Raw genomic sequence first — 22,343 nt, forward strand, 5'->3', positions numbered from 1 at the left:
ATCCTCAGCTGATCAATCAGCTGAGGATTAAAAGCTTTATGTATTTCTCCTGTCTACTTGACAGGGAATGTATCACTAGCAATGACGAGATGCTTTTTTTTAATCTAGTTTTATTCCCGAAGTCAATCAATGACATTTCTTTGCACAATGCCATTATCATCATATTTTCCAGGATCCTTAGTTAATAAGACCTTCGGATAATTATCATTTATCTGCAAAAACGGCACAATTTCTCGTTGGTAGGTCTTTTCGTCTTGAAGTGTCAAACTCACTTGATAGTATTCCTTAATTCCATCATGAATTGCAATGAAGTCTACTTCTTTTGCGCCTAAAGAGCCAACATAAACCTCATATCGGCGCCTTTTCAGCTCTAAATAAACAATATTCTCTAATCTACTACCTAAATTTGGACGTTTTTGCCCCAGTAACGCTCTTCTAATTGTTATATCCACTGGATAATTTTTTTGATTAATTTCCAGATACTTCTTACCGGCAATATCGTAACGATTACACCGATAGAAAAGATACGAAATAAGTTTGTCTTGGTACCATCAAAAAAAGCTAACGGTCAAAATGACCATTAGCTAAATGAGACTATAGTTAATAAGGTTATGAAAAAAGTAATTAAGAATAAATTGCACCGATCATACTCTACTTGAAAGTTAGGGCGCCTTCCTGATAACTTTAATAACTTAAAGCTCTCTTTTTATCTTTTGTCCAATGTGACATTAAAGTAGCAGTCTTCATTGATTCTGCCTTCCCTGTCCACGGATTATTGTAGTAATATGTTCCGCTGCTATAACCAGTTAAAGTTACTGCATGATTAACAAATCCGTTCATATTGCCCATCCACATGACAACGGCATGCCCATGAATCAATTTATCATTAATTCTAGATAAGCTCGCACCTGTCATATCTTCACTATGACCAAGGTGTTTATTTACTACAGGCGCAATGCCTTTAGGAAAGACCCACCAGCCAGTGATACTGTAAGGATTTCCAACAAAGCCACGATCACCATTATTTGCACGTGGAGTTTCTTGAGCAACTTGCTTTTTAGAAACATTAACTCCTGCCGCTTGAAGCATCATCGCTACCGCTGTCATTTCACATCCTGTAGGCAGTTCAGGAAGTTGACTAATTACAGGCACTTGATTCTTTACTGCATAAATGCCACCAAATTTATCGGTATAAAACGTTTGTTTACCGTTGTTGATAGTTCCTTTTTGAATTTGACCATTACGATAAAATACGTAACGCTTACCTTCATTTACCAGACCATTTTTATTAGGATTTGGTTTTGAGGCAATTGCAGCTTTTGCTACGGACGAATTGTTAAAAGTTAAATATTTTTCAGTTACCCATTGATTAGCACCTAAGTTGTACCAATTTAAGCCGTTTTCATCGCTAGCTTTTTTAAATACTTTCCACTTAGTTCCGTTAGCTAAATACTGACCAGTTAACTTTTTAGAATGATCATAATTTGACCAGACTGCAACTTTGCCGCGGCCATTGTAAGTAATCGTACCTACTGAATTGTAAGTCTGGATCTTGCTTGAAGCTTGGCTGTAATTAGTAGCTTGATTGACCGCTACCGCTTTTCCATCTACCCATTGGTTAGTTCCAACGTTGTACCACTTTTCAGTATTTGAATCGTTATATACATACTGAGAAGATTTCCAAGAAGTATTAGCTGATAAAGTCTGACCCGTTGGCTGTTTAGAAAGATCATAAGAGTTCCAGACAGGGGTTTTATCTTGTGTAACTTTTACAATGTTATCTTGCTTAACAGTCTGATATGAGTTAGCGTTAGTAACTTCATTACTATTTTCATCGGCGTAAACCGGTTTATTAGTCAATGCAGCTATAGCTAGGCATCCTAAAAGCGCACTAGAGGCGGATAATACTTTTTTCAACTTCATAAAATCTTTTTCCTTTGCTTAAAATATAGCTAAATATTTCAATGTAAAGAGGTTAAATGAATGGACGCTTTACGCCAGCAATGACATTTCTTTGACCGTTCACAATTGGTTGCACCATAATTCTTGGTGGCCAGCTTTCGATAACTTGATTATTGCCTAAGTAAATAGCAACATGCCAAATAGTGCGAGTTCCAGGTTGGTAATAGAAAATCAAATCTCCACGTTGTCTTTGAGAATATGGCACAGTCTTAAGTCTTCTATCTGCCCAAAGGTTACGTGAATTCCATTCATTACCAGGGTGAGCATGGTTAATTGAAGAAACAGAAGTTGGATTAATACCACCTGCATATAATGCTTGCATGGTTAAACCAGAGCAGTCAGTACCATATTCAGGACTTGAAGATGCACCTACAATGTAAGGTTTGCCCAAGTACTTGTAGGCTTGACGAATCATTGCTTCAATGTGAGCTGAACGGCCTTGGTGCTTGCTTGCACCTAATGGAGCTACATAGCTGTCAATACTGTAGAATGAACTTCTTTGGAAACCGAGTTTTTGCCAAGTGTTAACATCAACGTTTCCAGTTACTGGTAAGTGGTGGCTAGCTTGGAATCTTCTAACTGCGTTATAAGTTGCATTGTTGTAGTAAGCATAGCCATTAAAAGTACCTAATCTTCTCATAATGAGCCAAGTTTTAATACCTTCAAAGCCGCGACCAACAGTATAACCTACTTGACCAGTTGGTTTAATTTGGCTGTATTGAACTTGGTAGTAACCTGCAGGGTTTTGGTAAGATTTATCAATAACTACGTACTTGGACGGTAACCATTGACTTTGACCACCAATACGATACATTACTTGACCATTAATGGTTGCTTTTCCAAAAGTCTTCCAGGTAGAGTTATTAGAAACGTATTGCTTGGTGTAGTGACCATTTTTATCAACTAAAGCAACACCGCCGCGACCGTTGTAAACGACAGTAGCAACGTGACCTGAATAACCTTCTTCATTAGCAGCGGGCGCATTTTTAGCTTTTAATTCACTAGCACTAGTAAATTTGACATACTTTTCTGGAATCCATTGCTTTTGAGATCCCAAGCGATACATGGTTTGGTTATTAATTGTTGCCTTAGAAAAAGCCTTCCATTGTGAATTCTTTTTTACGTATTGGTTCTGGAATTTACCATTGTCGTCTAAAAGATTAACTCCACCTTTTCCCTGATACGTTACAGTTACTTGACCATCAAGAGATGTTTCATTAGTAGCTGCGTTAACATTCTTAGTACTAAGGTTAACAGTGGTTAGGAGTACCCCCCCCCAAAAGTTAACCCAGCGAGTAGCTTTTTATAATTCATCTTTTTCCTCCATAAACTCGGATTGTAAATATTTATAATACACTATTTTTATCCGAGTCTAATTTTTTGTCAATACAAAATAAGAAAAAAATAAATTAGCTGTTATTTAAAGCTATTAAATACCATCCCTTATTTAATCTGATGGTCTGCTAATTAAAGTCAGTTTTGTTTTTACATCAAAAAAGCTAACAGTCCCAAGGACTACTAGCTCACTCATTAATCATTCTTCTTAATCAAATGCTGCTTGATATTGTTGAACTTATCGCTATCGTTGAACTTCAATTGCGGGAAGCTCTTTAGCAATCTCTTCTGGTTCCAAGACAAATCTTTCGGCTTAATCTCGCTCAAGTGAGCCACAACGTGGGCGTGCACTTGCTCATGATTGCGTTTAAGATCAGTAGGAAGCTTCTTCAAAAATTCATTGATGCGCTTATCCCACATCTGCGTAGTCGTGTGAAAACGCTCGACACTGATGATCGTACAAATAAAGTCAACGCCCATCACTAAAACAATAATCAACGCCAAAAAGCCGTGAGTCTTAGCTTCTTCCCAGTTAATCAATTTTTGAACGAGCGGCTGGACAAACTTAACCAGCAATACGACTCCGATACCCCAGCCAAGTGAAATAATCGGCGCCACACGTCCTTGAATGTTGCCCCACAGGTGCGAATAATCCCACAGCTTCATGTGAAAGACCTTCTCTAAAAATAAGCTAGCAAAATATTCAAACAGCGTCGCCACAACAATTCCGACTAAAAATAGCAAAATAATATTATTCCGCACCCTGTATGTGCACACCAAAATCGTTGTTACTGCAAAACCATAGACTGGGCAATACGGTCCAAACAAAAAGCCGCGATAGTCATAATGATGGTCTTTAATTGAACAATAAAAAGTCTCCCAGATCCAGCCAATTACAGAATAAGTAAAAAAATAGACGACCAACTGCGTTAAAGTATAAGGCATCATTCTCACCTTCCCTATACCCATTTTCGCATATTGGTCGTCATTTTAGGTTAAAAACGGCTTTTAAAGATTCAATTCGTAAGCTATCCGGCTTGGATCTTGCGGATCCTCATCAACTTGAATAATCCCTCTTTCGATAAAGCCGTGAGTCTCAGCTAAGTGCTGCATGATTTTGTTTTTGCGAGAGGTATCGATTCTAAAATTATATGCACCTTGGGCAATCTTCAAAGAAAGAATATTAGAAAAGAAATAATTTGCTAGATGCATCCCTCTAAACTCACTAGAAATTGCCATGCGATGAATCGTCGCATACTCGTCAACTTCATTATTCCAGCTGCCTTCGATATCGCGATATGTTGGCTCAAGGCCTGTAATTACAGCAGCATAGCCTGCAATCTTGTTATCAACTAATAAGACGTAACCTACTTGATGATCGATATCATCTTGAATGGTCATTTGATTAGGGTAGTTTCCTTGCCATTGACTTGAGCCACTGGCCTTCAAGAAAGCCTTAGCTTGGTCAATTATTGGCAAAATCTGGTGTATGTCTAATTCATTGGCAAGACGAGTGTAGATTAGTGACATGTTGTGCAGCTTCCTTATTCACAGTATTTCTTTTTTATTTTAGCTCTCTGCTCCTTATTTCGCTATAACAAAAAACAGACCTCATTAAAGGCCTGCTTGTCAATGTCGCGTTAATCTATTCAATTTGATCGAGTAAGAATTTCTCATAGCCAGTTAGGTTGAATATCTTCTTAATGTTGGCAGCTTGCTTGGAATTACCCGCTTTTACTGCCTGCTGATACATCGCCTTCAGCTCATCTAGCATCTCTTGAGCGCGTGTATTCACCGGCTCACGGCTAAATGTATCTTCATGAATAATTGGTTCAAAAAAGTCGTATAAGGAAACTTGACTTCGCTCCAGAATCTCTAGCAAATCTTTCATCTTAAGATGGTTTTTATTATTTTCAACGCGTGAATAATATGCCTCAGTCACAATACCCGCGCTGAACTGCTCTTGAGTTAAGCCAAGATATAAGCGTGTCTTCTTCAGTTGTGTGCCAATGTTCATTTTACCTTTTCCTCCAACTGCCCCATAACATCCAGCAGTAATTCTTCATCAGCTTGGTGCACTCCTTGATGTTGTTTGATAGCAGCAGCTTTTAGCTTGTCATTAAAAACAAAGGGCAGATTCGGTATCTTGTCCATGTAGGCAAAGACCGGATTCATCTTAGCAATTGATGCATCATTATCTTGGCAAATCTGCAAGTAGTTAGCCGCAATATCCGCCAGCAGCTGGATCTTGCGATTATCGTACTTATCAAAATCGGCAAAATCATGAATGACATGATTGACCATCCCATCGGCTTCTTTTAAGTCATAAACTTCCAAGGTATTGGACAAAACCCACAAGCAGTCATTGTCCCAGCTATCGACATTTAAAAAGAACTTCTTAATCAGCTTCTTGCTTCTCTTAGGATAGTGCTTGCGATCTCCTTCTAGCTTCTTAATCATCAGTTCAATCACTAAGCTAGGAATTGAGTCTGGATTAGGGAATTGTTCTTGCAGCTTTTTTAGTCCATCGAGATTGCATCTTTCAAAGGCTGCGCTAATTTGATCTTGACAAAGAGAATTTATCGGATGCAGATTCCACTCCCCAAGATTTTTCAAAAAAGTGTCTAATTTTACGCCATTTTGTGCCAGTAGATCTAACAATATTGGTGTGCTAATTTCGTTTTGACATTTTTCTACCCTAGCTAAATGTGAGCTATCAACTACATCCCCGGAGAATTCTCTTCTCGACAAATTTAAAGACAAACGGGTTGTTTTCAGTGCTTCGCCTATAGTCATAATTAGTCCTCGCTCTCAATCACTTTAGCTTTATCGTAATTGCGAGATTCGGGTCTGTCTTAAAATCTTCCAAATCGACTATTTTTATTTTTAACGATAAGAAATTTTTGATTTTTCTACAGCTATATTGCTATCACATAATTTTATGTATGGGGCAATATAATCAATATCTACTGCTTTTGGTCCAACAATAACTTTAGAATATTCTACTGGTAATCTTGTGTCAGTTTTATCTTTTTGATTGAGTTTCTCAGACGAATCATTAGCTTTATTATCTTCATCAATAAATGCATAAAGCTTCATCCCTATCTGACCATCTTCTAATTTAGAATCTTGAATAACAACTTTGCTTGCCTTATCTTGCATATTCAAACTTATCCGATACTCTTTTTCGTATGAGTAATCAATTCTTTTAAAAAGATAGCTAATTTTTAAATTTATGAGTGCTCTTATTATGCGTTTTTCCTTTGGCTGAATTTGTTCAATGTAATCATGAAGGTCGTTTAAATAAGTCCTTATTTCATTTATTTTATCTTCCTTACCAGATATTTTTAATGGTATTTGGTTCCAGTCCACATCCTTATTAGATTCAGGAGCATAATCGATATAACATTCTCTAAAAATATGAGTATATCCTCCAGTAACATCATGCTCGTTATCCGTATGTGGTTCTGTTATTTTTCTTAGATATGATGGCTTATACTGTAAGCAAACTCCTTTTCCTTCATCTCCATATAATTTCCATAAAGGTAGACTATCAGCTGAACTCGTAGCTGAAGATACATAAAAATAAGAAAACGGATAATCAACTTTTTCCATTTTATCTAATCCCAAGGCCACTTCCAATAACCGTCCTTCAAACGGATCATTCATTTGATTAGAATTAGAAAATCTTAAAGAAGGTATACTTTCTTCAGACTTATGTCTATTAATTAAATGTTTCATAGCCGATAAAGATGTATATTGAAATAAGTCTGTTGTATCGTCAATTTCTTCGTATTTAAGTGTAAGGAAGTCTCTAATATTCTCAATTGCTTTAACTGCCGAATATAGAGGAGAATCCGGTGATTTGTTTTCGGAATCTTGAGGCTGTTTGTCAGATTGCTTGTGAAAGTTATTTAAAAATTTTTCCACATTTGAACATATATTTTGAGAAGCTTCATCTTGCTTTTCACTATAAAGCATCCATAATTCACATATATCTACAATTATCTCTTCAGATATATTATCAACTATTTCCTTATTCCTGTTCAATGAATCAATAAACAGTATTGCCAACTTCATGTCATTAGTTCCGTAGCCATTTATACAGATAAATTCTCTATAAAACTTTTTTAAGCTTTCAGTTTTCCTATCTTTCTTATCTTTTGAATCATATAATTTTGGAACTTCCGATATAAAATGATCTTCATTAAGAAGAAATAGCATATTAACTTTTCGAGCTTTACACCTTTTACTTAATCTCTCTGTTGTACTAGATTTAAATTCAGTTGTATTTACTGCTTTTGGTTTCGAAGTTACATCATTAAAATTCTTTAGAAATTCTTCAGCTGTGTTTTCATCACATTGATTTTGTAATTGAACATAGAAAAATGGTTTAGTACCAAAAGAAAAATAATTTGTCGTATCTTTAGATTCCTTACCAGAAATAACTTTCCTATAGGCCTCTATATACTCATTATCATCTGCATAATTAAAATCATTTTCTTGATTCTTTACTTCTATTTCAATTCTACCAATTAAAATAGGATTTTGATCTGGGCCCGATTTTATATTTGAATGAGCTTTATAAACCACAAAAACACCTTGACTTCGATCACTATTTTTTGAAGCAGGTGTCAATATGAAAAGCTCTTTGTTATCTTCTGCTTGCATTTCTCCAATTTTTTCATATGCGCACCACTTTACTTCGATAGCCATTTATTTTTTCTCCTAAATATATCGATACAAAAACAGAGCTACCTCAATTAAGTTAGGGCAGCTCTATTTTATTTCGTTACTATTTACTATCTAATCCAAGCAACATATTCCATTGGGATCCATTGCAAGTCTGAACCTAAACGAACTAATTCACGGCCGTTTACGTTCTTCTTAGCCAAGACTTTCCAGTTGCTGTTAGTTGAAATGTACTTGCCTGTTACGTGACCGTTTCCATCAAGTAATGCTACTTTCCAGTTACGGTTGTTGTGAATTACTGGAACATGTGCAACACCGCTAAGCTTAGTTTCTTCGTTGTTAGCTGAAGCGTATTGTGCTGGGATCCATTGGTTTTCGTTACCAATTCTGTAGTAAGTTTGGCCATTGATGGCCTTTCTAGCAAATACTTTCCAGTTACTGTTAGTTGAGATGTACTTGCCAGTTAAGCGACCATTGCTATCATGAAGAGCAACCTTGTAGTTGGCGTTGTGGTTAATTACAGGAATGTAAACTACACCTGACATTGCTTGCTCCGAACTTGCTTCAGGTTTAGATACTTCAGATACGAACTTAGCGTTAATCCATTGCTTGTCAGTACCCAAGCGGTAGTAAGTCTGACCGTTAATAGTCTTCTTAGCCAAGACCTTCCAGTTAGAGTTAGTTGGGATGTACTTGCCAGTTGCCTTACCTTGGCCGTCAACAAGTTCAACTTCGGCACCATTCATGTCTGATGGACTTGGAACATGAGCTACACCAGTCATTGCCTCTTCTTGACCTACGTTAGTAGTATCTGCAACGGGAACGTATGGGTGTTCAATGTCGTAGAGCTTTTGTTCAGCATCAGCTAACTTAGCTTTAGCCTTGTCGTAAGCTGATTGTGCTGCAGTTAAGGTCTTAGTTGCAGCAGCTACTTTATCGTTAGCCTTATTCTTAGCAGCTTCTAAGGTCTTAAGTTGTGCTTCGTTGTCATTTACATTCTTTTGAGCAGCCTTGTATTCATCACTAGCTTTTTGAACTACTTGTTTAGCAGTAGCAAGAAGTGAATCTGCATTCTTCAAGTCTGATAAGTGAGTTGTTGCAGCATTTAACTCCTTGTTTGCGTTATCCAGAGCAGTTTGCTTGTTTTGAATGTCTTTAGCTAGGTCTTGTTGAGCCTTCTTGGCAGCAGCTAATTGGTTATTAGCATCTGTTAAAGCTGATTCGGCACTTTTAACTGCTTGATATGCGTTGTTTTGAGCTTTGAGCGCGTTATTGTAATTATCAGCTTTTTGCTTGTTTGAAGCAGTTAAAGCATCATATACCTTTTGCTTAGCTTGGACATTAGCTTGAGTCTTAGGAATTTGTGCTGCGTAGTACTTTTGTGCTTCAAGTAATTGTTGTAATGCGTTAGAGAGAGTTTGAACATTCTTTTGGGCATTAGCTACGTTTTGATCGAATGTCTTAGCATTAGCAGTTGCGACATTTAGCTTATCTTGTGCTTGCGTTAAAGCAGTTGATTTTGCTTGAATGTCTTTTTGCAATTGTGCATATGCATTGTTTGCATCAGAGATTTGTTTGGTGATATTGGCTTTTTGATCAGCGTATGAAGGGATGATTTCAGTGTCAAATTTTGAGGGATCTTTTATTTGATATGGAGAAATATTAAATATGTGTATCCCCCATAATTCACGACCATCAATTGTATGATCAGTACATGTTGGAATTGCAGAGACAAATTGATTAATTTGATCACTTGATTTTTCAATTTTATCTAATGTAGCAAGCTTTTGATCAAGTGAGTTTTCACTTTCATGATTTTCAATTCGTTTATCCAATTCATTAATAAATTTTTCCTTAGAGACCTTTTCTAAATGCCAATTTCCGTTGTTTTTAGTATTTATCTCATACTCTATACTATTTTTAGTAGGATTAAAAATCACTTTAAATCTGTCAACATATTCTTTAGACCAAGAATCATCATTCAAAGTTATCTTAATATTAGGAACAGATTGATTACTACTAATATCATTACTCTGGACTTTTTCTTTTAAGGTCTCTAAATTCTTCTTTGAAGTGAGAAGATCATTTTTCAATTTTTTAAAAGTCTTTCTTGAAGTTTCTATTAGGCTTTTTCCTTGATTCCCTTCAAGTTCGTCTTCATCATTTAAAGTTAGATTAAGTACCCCCATAGTATGGCCCATCTCGTATTTACCAGGTCCACCTACTTGACTAGGATCATCATATCCATTTCCATCAGGAAGAATCATACTTAATAGATTTGCATATATATTACCTTTTAAATAATCCATGGTAGCATAACCATAATAGGCTCCTCCGCCTCCCATATCTTCATATGCTTGATGTACATTTCGATCTGCACCTTCAACTGACGAAAGTCCCATTTCTTTTGCCGCATCATTGATAGCATTTCCATCATGCCATTTATCCGCAGACCAATTATCCTTTATATAGCCAGCAGCAACTTTTTTGGCAAATTCCATAGCTCCCTTTGATACTTGATCTGGTAAAAAACCCAACTGGGCTCTGACTTTATTTAAAATATCTACTGTAAATAATGAAATTTCTTCTAATTGCTTATCAGTTATATTATTGGCGTAAACTTTTTCATCTTCACCAGAAGGAATATATTTATTTTGATCCGTTGCCCAGTTCATATATTCAATATCATCTGGGGTGAGATTATCTGTTTCCATATAATCATTTAAAGCCTTAAGAAACTTATCTTTATCAGGAATAACGATAGTATTCTTACTTAATTCCTTTAATCTATCTAACTCTTTATTTAAGTTAGCAATCTCAGATTTCTTAGCATCAGCTTGCTTAACAGCTGCATCTACGCCTGCTTTTTGACTATCGTATTCTTTTTGTGCATTTGCTTTAGCTTGATCTGCTGCTTGCTTATTCTTTTGAGCCTCAACAACATTTGACTTAGCTTTTTCAACTTCGGCAGTCTTGTTAGGGATTTCTTTGTTTACTGCAGCTTGGTTATTCTTTTCAGTATTAAGTTCACTCTTAGCAGAGTTTAATTCATTTGCAGCCTTATCTAGACCCGTACCTTTTAATGCGTCTTGTGCTAACTTAACATCTGAATCAGCTTTAGCTTTGTCGGCTTGCTTTTGGGCTAAGTCTGACTTTTTAGCAGTGATATCTTTGTTTGCATCATCAATTGCCTTTTGTGCAGCACCAGTTTTATCTTGAGCAGCTTTAAGGTCTGACTTCTTAGATGCCACATTGTCAGTTTTAGCCTTAACATCTTTTTGTGCGTTTTCGATAGCACCTGGCTTTTTAGCTTCTTCAACTAGTTTTTGTGCATTTGATTGATCGCTGTTGGCCTTATCTAATGCTGCCTTTTTATCTTGTTCTTGCTTTTGAGCAGCACTAGTTTTTTCGTTTTGTGCATCGTAATCTTTGTTAGGTTTTTGGGCTTCTTTTTTAGCGTTGTCTAAGGCAGTTTGTGCGTTATCACGGTTAGTCTTAGTAGTTTCAACGTTCTTTTTAGCACTTTCAACATTATCCTTAGCAATTTCTTCAGGAGATTTTGCCTTAACTTCGCTCTTAGCATTACTATTTTCTGCAGCTTGAACTTGGTCGTTGTTATTCATTGAAATGAATGAAAGACCAATAAGAACACTAGCAGCACCGACAGTTAATTTTCTGATTGAGAATCTTTGAATCTTCTTATTAAACATCTGTCTTCAACCTCTAAATAAATTTTTTATGTTATTTTTTACCTCTCTAGTGAACCACATTCGCCTTTCATAACGTCTGTTATCTACGTATTTACCATCCATAAATTTCAAAATGGCAAATATGCAAGTTTAGTTTGGAATTAACTCCAAATGAGCACACTTTTTTTACTGTTGTTTGGAGTTAACTCCAAACAAATGCTAAAATCTAGTTAGTACTTTATCTTAAATGAGGAACATATAATGAAAAGATACGTAGATAGACCAGAATACTTAGACTTTTTAAAGCGTTGGCAAGACAAAAACATTGTCAAAGTAGTCTCAGGCGTGCGTAGAGCAGGCAAGTCGACTTTGTTTTACTTATTTCGCCAATATCTGAGAAAACAAGGTGTAAAAGAGGATCAGATGATCAATATCAACTTTGAAAATATGAAGTACGACGAATTGCGTGATCCACTAAAGCTTTATCACTACTTAGAAGACCAACTTCAAGCTGATAAAATGAATTACATCTTCTTAGATGAAATCCAGCATGTTAATCAATTTGAAAAAGTCGTCGATTCACTCTTTCTCAAAGATAATGTTGACATTTATTTAACTGGATCTAATGCCTACTTTTTAAGTGGAGAGATTGCGACCTTACTGACAGGAAGATATGTTGAACTTAAAATTTTGCCTTTATCATTCAAAGAATTCGTCCAGTGGCATAAACAAAATGACAGCTTTACTGATAATTCTGCTATGTTTAACCAATACTTGAAGGGCTCGTTTCCTTACACACTTTTTATTGATTCAGATAAGGATCGCAATGAATATATGCAGGGTGTGTATTCCACAATCGTCTTAACTGATATCGTCTCAAGACTGAATGTCAAAGACGCTCCTGTCTTAGAGCGTTTGATCCAGAGTCTTTATTCAAATATCGGCAGTCAAATTTCCATCAACAAAATAACCAACACTCTTAAAAGTGCTGGTTATTCTACAAGTAACAAAACCATGGATCGCTATCTTGGCGGCATTTTAGATAGTTTGCTCATGTATGAAGCTAAAACCTTCGATGTTCACGGCCGCCACTTGTTAAATGCTCCAAGTAAGTATTACGGTGTCGACATGGGTATTAGGAATATTTTACTGCCTGATCACCAACAAGATTTTGGACATATCATCGAAAACATCGTCTATCTGGAATTATTACGGCGTAATAAGGCTGTCTATGTTGGAAATAACGGCAAGTTAGAAGTTGATTTTGTCGGAATTAATAGCGATAATAATCTTTCTTACTATCAAGTAGCTCTCACTACTTTAGATGAGAACGTGTTGCACCGTGAATTGAGAACACTAGAAACAATTAATGATTCTTACCCAAAGTACTTGCTGACTTTAGACACGATTAATCCGACTGCTAACTATAACGGTATTCAAAAGTTAAACTTAATTGATTGGTTGCTGGATAAGTAGACAAAAAAGACGAACACCAAGGCCCGTCTTTTGATACATTATTCTTATTTATGCTGAATGCCAGGATCGAACTGGCGACCTCTTCTTTACGAGGGAAGCGCTCTACCAACTGAGCTAATTCAGCACATTGCTAGGCAACAAGAGAATTATACCAAAATCTTGCCCCGCAAGCAATTTACATCGTTAAAGTAATTTATGCTTTCCCCTGCTTCAGGTTAGCAATGGATTCATCCATTACTTTTAAAGCTCTATCTGAAATATCCTCTGGAGATTGATATAATGTAAGTCTATTTTTACTATCTGCATGAGGAGTAATAATTATGACACAAACCTATACAGCTAAAGCCAAAAAAGCCGAATATGCTACTGAGCTGGAATTAGTAAACAAATTGAAAAAAGCTGAAAAATCAAAACACTATAACTTTGATGAGATTAAAGAAGATTTATTTAGCTAAAGTAAAAAACATCCCAACAAAAATCGCGCAGATCGTAATAAGTAGTAACTACTTGATCATAATCCTTCAATTCTTTTACATCAAAGTCCTTGTTATATTCATTTTCAAAACAAGTAAATTCTAATGGCAATCTTGGCTTTAGTTGCGGTTTTTGATCAGGAATACCAACCTGCAGACCCAAGATTGGAAAAGTTAATTTAGGCAAATCTAATGTCTTTAACATTTCTAGCGGATGATCATTAACTGTCCCTAAGTCGACATAGCCTAAGCCCATACTTTCAACGGCATTTGCCACATTTTGCACAGCAAGCATTGTGTCTTCCACAGCCTGAAAGAAAATATCGGTTGTATGAACGCGGCCGTCGTCTTTACCAAGTTGCTTTCTAATTTGGTAGTTGCGGTATAAGTCAACTACGAAGATGAACAAGTCACCTTCTGCTCCAACGTATTTTTGGTTGCAAAGCTCGCGAATTTTAGCTCTTTTGGCTTCATCAGTGATATGAAGCAAGCTAGCGTTTTGCATGAACATACTCGTTGGGGTGTGCTGGAAAACTGTATATAAAGTCTCTAATTGGTCGCGCGTTAAAGTTTGATCTTTGAATTTACGGATAGATTTATGGTTAGTTTGACTATCAATTGTCGAATTATGAATCATTAATAATACTTCCTTTATTTACTTTGATAAAGTAAGTATATCACTTTTAAGCAAATAAATCGTTGAAAGCTTCACTCATTGTTGGATGGGTATAAATTTGGTCACGCAATACGCTGGCCGGGATCTTTTGATTAATAGCCATTGAGATCTGATTAATCAACTCATATGATTCAATTCCATATAAAGTTGCGCCTAAAATTAAGTCAGTTTCTGGGTCAACTAAGGCTTTGAAAAGTCCGCGAGTATCTTTAGCTACACGAGCTTTTGGAATTGCTGCAACTGGCAACTTTTTGAGGATATAGTTAATATTTTGTGCCTTAGCCTGCTTTTCATTAAGGCCGACATGAGATAGCGCTGGATCAATAAAGACACTGTATGGAATGTTTTTACGGCTAGACAACTTATATTGACCGTTTCCAAAGAGCTGGCTTCTAATAATTCTAAAGTCATCTAGTGAAATATAAGTAAATTGCAAGCCGCCTTTGACATCCCCAATTGCCCAGACATTTTCAACACTAGTTTGCAATTCATCATTAACCTTAATAAAGCCACGCGGATCTTGGGCAATATCAGTATTTTCTAAACCTAAGTTTTCGACATTTGGCCGTCGCCCAGTTGCCGCCAAGATTCGGTCAGCGCTAACTTTTTCTTGTTTGCCATCTGAGGTAAAGAAAACTTGTGCATCATCTGGTCCATCAACGACTTTTTCAATTTCTACGCCTAATTCAAACTCGATTCCTAGATCTTCCAGATCTTTTTTGACTGCTTGGCTAATATCGTCATCTTCGCGTCCTAAAAATTCTCGATTGTGATCAAGCACAGTCACTTGACTGCCAAAGTGGGCAAACATTGCTGCAAACTCTAAGCCAATGTAGCCTGCACCGATAATCACTAACTTTTTAGGCAAGCTCGTTTGATCCATCGCCGCAGTTGAATCAAGCAAATACTTACTTTCTTTTAGACCAGCAATTGGCAAGATAATTGGGAGCGCTCCGGTATTAATAAAAATACGCTCACCTTCAAATTCGCGCACCCCATTTTGAGTTTTAACCCTAATTTGGTGGTTGTTAATAAAGCTCGCTTCTCCATCTAAGACAGTAACAGTTTTTTCATCAGCCAACATATGGTAGTTTTTATCTCTTAAAAATGAAGTCATCTCATTCTTTCCACTAACAGCTTGATTAAAGTCCATTCCATTAGTAGACTCAATAATTAAGCTTTTTGAAGGAAGACACGCAATGTTAATGCAGGTGCCGCCGTACATTTGATTGGATTTTTCGACAACGACAACTTCTTGCCCTTTTTTGGCAAGAAATTTAGCTAAAGTCTTGCCGCCTTTACCAAAGCCGATAATGATATTTTTAACTTTTTTCATCTCGAGTCCCTCACTTTTTGTAAGTAATTTATATATTTTAATTTACCCTATTGTCTATCTGCTTGTCACGCATTTTGTTTAATTTTTACTTTTTACTAGAAATCAAATTCCGAGAATATGCTAAAATGTGCTTGTATGATGTAAATAAGGAGAATTTATATGAAAGTTTTAGTTGTTGGTGGTGCCGGCTATATTGGTTCTCACGCAGTAAAAGAACTAGTAAAGCAAGGCAATGATGTTGTAGTTCTTGATTCTTTATACACAGGTCACAGAAAAGCTGTTGATCCAAAGGCTAAGTTTTACCAGGGCGATATCGAAGATACCTTCTTAGTAAGCAAGATCTTACGCGACGAAAAGATCGACGCTGTAATGCACTTTGCAGCTTACTCATTAGTACCTGAATCAGTTAAAAAGCCACTTAAGTACTACGATAACAATGTTACCGGCATGATTTCACTGCTTCAAGCAATGCACGACGCTGGTGTGAAATACTTAGTATTTTCTTCAAGTGCTGCAACCTACGGTATTCCTAAGAAGTTGCCAATTACTGAAGATACTCCACTTGATCCAATCAATCCATACGGCGAAACTAAGATGATGATGGAAAAGATCATGCACTGGGCTGACAAAGCTGACGGCATTAAGTCAATTGCTTTACGTTACTTCAACGTTGCTGGTGCTGCCAGTGATGGCTCAATTGGTGAAGATCATGCACCTGAAACTCACTTAATTCCAAATATTTTAAAGAGTGCCATTTCTGGTGATGGTAACTTCACAATCTTTGGTGATGATTACGACACTAAAGACGGTACTAACGTCCGTGACTACGTTCAAGTAGAAGACTTGATTGACGCTCACATTTTAGCTTTGAAGCATTTAATGGAAACTAACAAATCTGATGTCTTCAACTTAGGTACTGCTCAAGGCTACTCTAACTTAGAAATCCTTGAAGCCGCTAAGCGTGTAACTGGCATCGACATCCCTTACACTATGGGTCCAAGACGTGGTGGTGATCCTGATAGTTTGGTTGCAGATTCTACTAAGGCAAGAACCGTTTTAGGCTGGAAGCCAAAGCATGAAAATGTCGATGAAGTTATCGAAACTGCTTGGAACTGGCATGAAAGTCATCCAAAGGGTTACGAAGATAAATAAAAAAGATCAAAAAAATAAAGGCCTTAACGATTCAGTTCGTTAAGACCTTATTTTTATGCCTTCATGTGCTCAACGCACCTTCTCATTTCGGCGATATCAAGCACACTATAGGCAAACTCTTTTTTAATTAATTCATCGGGTAAGTATTCATCGTACTTATCAAAGACTGGAACTTCTTTTGGATAAACCAAATCCATTGGATCAAAATCCTTAGCAGCTTCTTGTTTTAAAATTTTGAAAAATTCTTCTTTGCTCGCATCCATCGCAAATTCCATGAAATATGGCCGCGAAGAATTAAAACCACGCAAGTTCAATTGGTCTGCACACTTAATTTTAATCAGCCGCTCCAAAGCCAAAAAGGCATATGATCCGGTCCACGGAAACAGCGCCCACATTTTTCCACCTAAATTAATCAGCTGCTTTCGTGGGATGCTAGCGATATTACAAGTATCACGCATTTGGGTTAGCCGCGCTTTTGCATTAGGCATTAAATAGCGATATTGCTGACTTTCAGACAAAATTTTTCGCATTCTATGTAAGATATGAGGATGAATATCACCGGCCACATCCCCAAAATAAGCTGGGATTCGACCATCAACTCCATGACAATATACCTGATGGCGCTTGCGATCAATATCCTCAACTACCCAGACTTTACCGGCAATTGCGATTTTATCTCCTACCGGAGGGGGCTTGACGATCGTCCCTAATTCTTCACTTCCAGCATGAACACTGAATTCTTCATTTTCTTGAAAAACAGCATAGAACTTAAAATTATTGACCACGCGCTCGCCAGCTAGGCCTAGAATCAATCCCTTATTTTCAGTCCACTGAATCTGGTCGGTTTTAATCAAGTGGCGCAGTAAAATTTGATAATCTTGCTGACTCACATTATGAAAATAAGCTAAGCTTAAAACTCGACTTGCCAATTCACTCGGTGTCATTTCACCGCTTGCTGCTAATGTGCTCATCGTTTGATGATAAAGCAAACTATAAGGCAGACGGTTAGGTTGAGGTGGTTCAACCCATTTTTCTTCAATATAGAGTTGAACGAGTGCAATCCCCTGAAGCAGTGACCAGGGGATTAAGTCTGGTAGCATAGCGCGAGATTCAGGATGTTCTTCGCGCATCACAAAATGCATCTCAGGTGGATTGCCACGCCTACCTGTCCGTCCCATTCTTTGCAAAAATCCTGAAACAGTAAACGGAGCATCGATTTGAAAGGCAGACTCTAATTTTCCAATATCGATTCCTAATTCTAAAGTAGCCGTCGCACAAGTTGTAAAATAGGCATCTTCATCTTTCATAGCTTGTTCGGCAGTTTCCCGCAAGGCCGGCGACAAATTACCATGATGAATCAAAAAGCGATCCGGTTCATGATTATACTTACAATAACCACGCAGCTGCTGGCACACTGCTTCACATTCTTCACGGCTATTAGTAAAGACAAGACACTTTTTGCCACGAGTATGCTCAAAAATATAGCCAATTCCGGGATCCGCCAATTCTGGAGCCTTATCAGTTTTCGGTTCAATAATTTTAGCTGGATCAAAATCCTTGCTTGCTGCTTGCGGATTAGTTTGATAAAAATGTTCCATTGATAAGCGCCAAACTTGTGGTACATTTTGAACTTTCGGAGCATCTGTCTGAAATTTACTACCGGCTCCCAAGAACTTGCTAGCTGCCTCAATATTTCCGATCGTCGCCGACAAGCCAATTCTTCTTGGGTTAGCTCCAGCAAGTTTAGAAAGTCTCTCAATCAAGCAAAAAGTTTGGCCGCCCCGGTCACTGCGCAAAAAAGAATGGAGTTCATCAATTACAATAAACTTCAAGCCATGAAACAGATGAGGGATATCCATGTGTTTATTAATCATGAAACTTTCTAGTGATTCTGGAGTGATTTGTAAAATCCCAGACGGCTTTTTGAGCATCTTTCTTTTTTGAGACTGAGCAACATCCCCATGCCAGCGCCAAACCTTAATATCACTACCCTCACAAATATCATTTAGTCGATCAAATTGGTCGTTGATTAATGCCTTTAACGGTGCGATATAAAGAACTTGGATAGAATCGGATTTTTCCTTACTAATTTCAGAAAGAATTGGAAAAAACGCAGCTTCGGTCTTTCCAGCAGCAGTAGAAGCAGCGAGCAAAACATTATGGTCTGTTTCAAAAATTTCTTGAGCAGCTGCCACTTGAATCGGTCGCAGATCCTGCCAATTGTGCTCATAAATATAATCTTGAATAAATGGGGCATAGTGTCCAAAAACGTCCATTAATTCAAACCTTTCTAAATTGTAAACTCAGTAAAATCTTGATCACTATCATCAGATACCGCATCTGATTTAGCATAATCAAAGTCCTTTGACTTAAGTAGATCTTCGATCTTGGTGTCGGGATTTTGCCAAGTAATGTCGAGCAATTCAATAAAGTCACGAATCACCTCACGTGGGGTGATATTAGTATCTGCACCAATTCTGGCGTATTCAATCTTAATAAAAGTTGCCAGATCTTGATCAGTGATTGTTTTTTGATAGCCATACAAATTAGCATGCATATCTGCCAATTTATCAGTTAAAACCAGCATTTCTTCAGCATTAAGTGGATCAAGCATAATCACCGGTGCATACATATCGCGTGCGCCCGGACGTGCAAACTTTCCTTGAGCTAGACGCGAGCGCAGTGCTTCATAACTATAAACGCCTCGTCTTCTATCTTCAATTGCCTGCGGGGTCGCACCCATGATAATACCTAAGTATTTTGCTTTACCTTGAAGAGCATCATTATACATCGTGAGGATTTTTTCATAATTGTACTGGCGGCTAATACTATTTGGGATCTTGTAAATATTGACTAGCTCATCAATCATAATCATCAATCCTGCATAACCTGCTTGTCTAAAAAAGCTAGCGAAAATTTTCAAGTATTCATACCAATCGTCATCACTGATAATCACATTAACGCCAAGTTCTTTCTTAGCTTCGGTTTTATGAGTGTATTCACCTCTAAACCACTTGATCACCTTCGCTTTAGTTTCATCATCACCTGCTAAATATGCGTGATAATACATGTTAAGCAGCTTAGCAAAATCAAAACCATGCACTAACTCGCTTAGGTTAGAAACAACGCTATAAATCTTTTTATCAACAGCATCTTCAAAAGCAGGATCATCTGGACTTAAGTTAGTATCTTGGGCTACTTGTGATTGAACAGAATTAATCCAGCGATCAAGAATTAAAGTTAAAGCGCCGCCTTCAGGACGTGTTTTTGTAGATAAATTCTGGATTAATTCACGATAAGTGGCTAAGCCTTGCCCCTTAGTGCCCTGCAATCTTCTTTCAGGAGATAAGTCACCATCAACGACGACAAAATTTTTATCCATGACATAATTTCTAATTGTCTGAAGCAAAAAACTCTTACCCGAACCATAACGTCCGACAATAAATCTAAATGAAGCCCCACCTTGAGAAATTATATCCACATCATGCAATAAAGCTTCGATTTCGGCCTTTCTGCCGACAGTAATATAAGGCAGCCCAATGCGCGGCACCACCCCACCTTTTAGGGAATTGAGCACAGTTTGAGCAATTCTTTTAGGAACTTTTCTCTTTAATTCTGCCATTGATTACTTTCCTTTCAAAAACATTTCTTCTAGGTCTTCTTGGTAGTCTTCAATAATGCGTGGTTGATCCTTCTCAAATTCAATAACGCTATCGCCAATTTCATCAAATAATTTTTCATTAATACTATCAGCAAGAATCGATGCCATCAAGTGCTTTGACTGAAGATAGTTATTCCAGTCAGTATGCTTAAGTAAGGCCATAAGAAAGTAATTCTCATCAGCACTTAGGTTATATGAATTAGCTGCAGGCTGATCTGGCTCTTGGCGTGCAGTATTTTCAGCGTTTGACTCTCTATCACTTTCATCTAGTTGCTTTTCTTCATCTGTCAATAAGCTTTCTCGCGTAATTGACGCATCCTGTCTAATTTTACCTATATCGTTAAAGTTAATGTCAATCTTAGGACGAGCAGCTTCGAGACTTTGTTTGTGAAATTCGACAATTGCCTTTTTAATGGTATCTAGTAAAAGCGGCGATAAGTTATTGTCTTTGAGCTGACGACCCTTTTTATAAAAAATACGCGACAGGCGATCCACTTCATGGACGATGCGTTTTAAATTAGATAAGTAAGTTGGAATCGGCTCTAAACTTGTTTCATAAAGTTTGCCATCATTAATGGTAAATTCGTGATTCGCATCAATTTCATATTTATCAACTAAAGCATCTTTATGATAAACCACTGCACTAGCATAAATTGGACGCAAAAAAGTTTTCTTTTGGGCAATATAAAAATTATAGAAACTATGATTATTCACAGTAGTTTTCAACAATTCTTGCCAGACAAAAGAAAAAAGTTGGGCAAACTTCTTAAATTCCAAGGGGCTCTTGCTACGGTATTTAGATTTTTCGAGAACTTCCTGGGTAAAACTAACTGGCTCACTAACTTGTCTAGCAAGCTTTTGCAAAAACTCGTCTTGCTGCGTTTTTTCAGCGAATATATCCTTAACTAAACTTAAATCAAGATTATTCAAAATCGCATAATCACGCTGCCAGCTACATAAATATGGGCTTATTTCTGGATCAAATTTTTGCACATAATTGTCATGTAAGGACTGCATCTTCTCAAAGCCATCACGCGCATCTTTACAGCCGATCTTGTTTAAAAGCTCATAAATATAAACATAAACATAAGAGGTGCTAGTCTTCTCATAGAGGCCTTTTCTTAACTTAGTGCGCCAAGTAAAATATGTCCGCAGCTGCCCCAAGGTCATGTCATGATAGGTTGGATAATATCGCTTGAATGGATAAAACTTGTCATAGTTATCCTCATAATCAGCTGCAATTTTAGCCTGGATATAAAAGTTCTTATCACGGCCTACACTAGGAAAAACAGTATAGTCGTAGCTTTCACGCATCTTTTGAATGACGGAATCAACTGGTTTTGGCTTAACCTTTTTAACAGCTTTACGTGGCGGAATTTTTTGCGAACTATATTGACTGTCATTACTCTCAGCGGGTAAAACAAAATACTGACTTTGATCTGAAAGTTGGTTATTATTAACAGCAAGTTTATAGCCGTAATCAACGACCTTTTTTACTTCACTAACATCGACTTGGTCAAGCCACAAGCCCACCCACTGATCGCCTTTTACGCGAAAAGGAGAACTAAAGCCTGGCAGGTCCCTTATGGTAGAAGCAAAATCACCACAATTCACATCCAGAGTTAAAATGTGTGACAATTTTGGCTGAGGAGAAGAAAATTCTTGATTATTGAAGCGCGACAAAAATGCAAAAAAATTAGGGTTACCAGGAGCTTGTAAAGTAAAAAGTTTCTTGTTTCCACCAATCATTGGTTTAAATTTGATGCTATATTTCTTCCATAAGTAGTCTTCCAATTCCTTTAATTGCATTCTTTCGCCTTCTTTCGAACATATATTCTGTTGTGTATTATACCAGCAATCATAGTTTTTGCATATTGCTTTTTACCTCAAA

At 37.1% G+C, this 22,343-nt stretch carries 15 protein-coding genes, 1 tRNA gene and 2 pseudogenes; 3 read left to right on the top strand and 15 right to left on the bottom strand.

What is annotated here, in order from left to right; all coding sequences use genetic code 11:
• Positions 1-122: 122 nt before the first annotated feature.
• The 9 genes and pseudogenes from Q0Y70_RS05125 to Q0Y70_RS05165 all read right to left on the bottom strand — a co-directional run.
• Positions 123-542, bottom strand: a pseudogene (locus tag Q0Y70_RS05125) (ATPase); the annotation flags it as partial.
• 142 nt (positions 543-684) lie between these two features.
• Positions 685-1,923, bottom strand: a complete 1,239-nt coding sequence (locus Q0Y70_RS05130; RefSeq protein WP_297817680.1) for a C39 family peptidase — start codon at positions 1,921-1,923, stop codon at positions 685-687.
• A 52-nt stretch (positions 1,924-1,975) separates the two neighbouring features.
• Positions 1,976-3,028 (bottom strand): NlpC/P60 family protein, encoded by a 1,053-nt coding sequence (locus tag Q0Y70_RS05135; RefSeq protein WP_297817683.1) that lies wholly within the window; start codon positions 3,026-3,028, stop codon positions 1,976-1,978.
• A 464-nt stretch (positions 3,029-3,492) separates the two neighbouring features.
• Entirely contained in the window at positions 3,493-4,242 is a 750-nt protein-coding gene (locus Q0Y70_RS05140; protein WP_297817742.1) for a putative ABC transporter permease, read from the bottom strand.
• A 63-nt stretch (positions 4,243-4,305) separates the two neighbouring features.
• Positions 4,306-4,827: a GNAT family N-acetyltransferase gene (locus Q0Y70_RS05145; RefSeq protein WP_297817686.1), complete on the bottom strand. Its 522-nt coding sequence runs from the start codon at positions 4,825-4,827 to the stop codon at positions 4,306-4,308.
• A 115-nt stretch (positions 4,828-4,942) separates the two neighbouring features.
• The gene (locus tag Q0Y70_RS05150) at positions 4,943-5,314 is read right to left on the bottom strand and encodes a helix-turn-helix domain-containing protein (RefSeq protein ID WP_297817689.1); all 372 of its coding nucleotides are present in this window, start codon (positions 5,312-5,314) and stop codon (positions 4,943-4,945) included.
• Positions 5,311-6,093 carry a helix-turn-helix domain-containing protein gene (locus Q0Y70_RS05155; RefSeq protein WP_297817692.1) on the bottom strand — a complete coding sequence of 261 codons (783 nt, stop codon included), beginning with the start codon at positions 6,091-6,093 and terminating at the stop codon, positions 5,311-5,313. Before Q0Y70_RS05155 ends, Q0Y70_RS05150 begins: the two co-directional genes overlap by 4 nt.
• Before the next feature lie 90 nt (positions 6,094-6,183).
• Positions 6,184-8,013 (bottom strand): DUF2971 domain-containing protein, encoded by a 1,830-nt coding sequence (locus Q0Y70_RS05160; RefSeq protein WP_297817695.1) that lies wholly within the window; start codon positions 8,011-8,013, stop codon positions 6,184-6,186.
• Positions 8,014-8,099: 86 nt separating this feature from the next.
• On the bottom strand, positions 8,100-11,699 hold the full coding sequence (locus Q0Y70_RS05165) for an SEC10/PgrA surface exclusion domain-containing protein (RefSeq protein ID WP_297817698.1): 3,600 nt from the start codon (positions 11,697-11,699) through the stop codon (positions 8,100-8,102).
• Positions 11,700-11,939: 240 nt separating this feature from the next.
• Here Q0Y70_RS05165 and Q0Y70_RS05170 point away from each other — a divergent pair, with 240 nt between their 5' ends.
• Positions 11,940-13,154 (top strand): ATP-binding protein, encoded by a 1,215-nt coding sequence (locus tag Q0Y70_RS05170; protein ID WP_297817701.1) that lies wholly within the window; start codon positions 11,940-11,942, stop codon positions 13,152-13,154.
• Positions 13,155-13,205: 51 nt separating this feature from the next.
• Here the strand turns inward: Q0Y70_RS05170 and Q0Y70_RS05175 are convergent.
• Positions 13,206-13,278, bottom strand: a tRNA-Thr gene (locus tag Q0Y70_RS05175).
• A gap of 196 nt (positions 13,279-13,474) precedes the next feature.
• On the opposite strand from Q0Y70_RS05175, the gene Q0Y70_RS05180 reads away from it, so the two are divergent.
• Positions 13,475-13,609, top strand: a complete 135-nt coding sequence (locus tag Q0Y70_RS05180; RefSeq protein ID WP_297817704.1) for a hypothetical protein — start codon at positions 13,475-13,477, stop codon at positions 13,607-13,609.
• A 22-nt stretch (positions 13,610-13,631) separates the two neighbouring features.
• Here Q0Y70_RS05180 and Q0Y70_RS05185 read toward each other — a convergent pair.
• Both Q0Y70_RS05185 and Q0Y70_RS05190 read right to left on the bottom strand, forming a co-directional pair.
• Positions 13,632-14,264: pseudogene (locus tag Q0Y70_RS05185) on the bottom strand (NADPH-dependent oxidoreductase); the annotation flags it as partial.
• Between the two features lie 46 nt (positions 14,265-14,310).
• A complete protein-coding gene (locus Q0Y70_RS05190) occupies positions 14,311-15,639 on the bottom strand; it encodes an FAD-containing oxidoreductase (protein WP_297817707.1) in 1,329 nt (442 codons plus the stop codon).
• Between the two features lie 159 nt (positions 15,640-15,798).
• On the opposite strand from Q0Y70_RS05190, the gene galE reads away from it, so the two are divergent.
• A complete protein-coding gene (gene galE, locus Q0Y70_RS05195) occupies positions 15,799-16,791 on the top strand; it encodes a UDP-glucose 4-epimerase GalE (RefSeq protein WP_297817709.1) in 993 nt (330 codons plus the stop codon).
• 53 nt (positions 16,792-16,844) lie between these two features.
• On the opposite strand, the gene Q0Y70_RS05200 is transcribed toward galE, so the two are convergent.
• Genes Q0Y70_RS05200 through Q0Y70_RS05210 form a run of 3 tightly spaced genes read right to left on the bottom strand, consistent with a single transcriptional unit; the run spans position 16,845 to position 22,261 of the window.
• Entirely contained in the window at positions 16,845-19,067 is a 2,223-nt protein-coding gene (locus Q0Y70_RS05200) for a DEAD/DEAH box helicase (protein WP_297817712.1), read from the bottom strand.
• Positions 19,068-19,081: 14 nt separating this feature from the next.
• The gene (locus tag Q0Y70_RS05205; RefSeq protein WP_297817718.1) at positions 19,082-20,413 is read right to left on the bottom strand and encodes an ATP-binding protein; all 1,332 of its coding nucleotides are present in this window, start codon (positions 20,411-20,413) and stop codon (positions 19,082-19,084) included.
• Between the two features lie 3 nt (positions 20,414-20,416).
• On the bottom strand, positions 20,417-22,261 hold the full coding sequence (locus Q0Y70_RS05210; RefSeq protein WP_297817721.1) for a TerB N-terminal domain-containing protein: 1,845 nt from the start codon (positions 22,259-22,261) through the stop codon (positions 20,417-20,419).
• Between the last annotated feature and the right edge of the window lie 82 nt (positions 22,262-22,343).

The sequence above is a fragment of the uncultured Lactobacillus sp. genome (assembly GCF_947367085.1).
In the GTDB taxonomy this organism is placed as follows: Bacteria; Bacillota; Bacilli; order Lactobacillales; family Lactobacillaceae; genus Lactobacillus.